The organism is Streptomyces sp. NRRL B-24572, assembly GCF_002156145.1.
GTDB lineage: Bacteria > Actinomycetota > Actinomycetes > Streptomycetales > Streptomycetaceae > Streptomyces > Streptomyces vietnamensis.
The window spans coordinates 1-550 of the sequence record NZ_MWIG01001090.1 but is presented as its reverse complement, the minus strand read 5'-3'; the positions used below and the strand labels follow the sequence as shown (position 1 = coordinate 550).

General features: G+C 73.8%; 2 pseudogenes. Both read right to left on the bottom strand.

Annotated elements, in window-relative coordinates:
- A pseudogene (locus CCN56_RS45425) lies at nucleotides 1–139 on the bottom strand (TerB family tellurite resistance protein); the annotation flags it as partial.
- A gap of 131 nt (nucleotides 140–270) precedes the next feature.
- Nucleotides 271–550 (bottom strand): annotated as a pseudogene (locus tag CCN56_RS40435) (hypothetical protein); the annotation flags it as partial.

Here is a 550-nt window from a genome sequence, read left to right as displayed (position 1 = left end):
GGCGGCCGGTGCGCCGCCGGTAGTTGCGGTCGCCCCCGCACTCCTCGCAGAAGAACTCGCCGTCTCCGACGGTGTTCCAGGAGGTGCGGATCCCGCAGATGCCCACTTTCCCACCACGTGAATTCCGGGCAGACCGCACATGCACCTCCTCAACGGCCCGGCTGCACTGCCGGCGTTGGCGTGATGTTAGCCACATCCTCGATGTGGCGTCAGCACCCCGTCAGGAGTTCACCGCCGACTTGGCCGAGACACGTCACCGCTCTGGTGTGATCAGGAAGTGCGGCGGCGGCGCTTCGCGAAGGCCAGGAAGCCTCCGCCGACGGCGACGGCGGCCACGGCGGCACCGATCGCGCCGGGACCGATGGCCGAACCGGTCGTCGCGAGATCACCCTCCGGGGTGGCGGACGGAGCCGGGGCCGGAGCCGTCGCGGGCTCGGTGGTGGCCTCGCCCGGGGTGGCCGGAGTGCCGGGGGCGGCCGGCGTGGACGGGGACGCGGAGGCCGAGGGGGTCTCGGGGGCGCCCGGGGTCGCGCCGCCCTGGCTCGGGGTG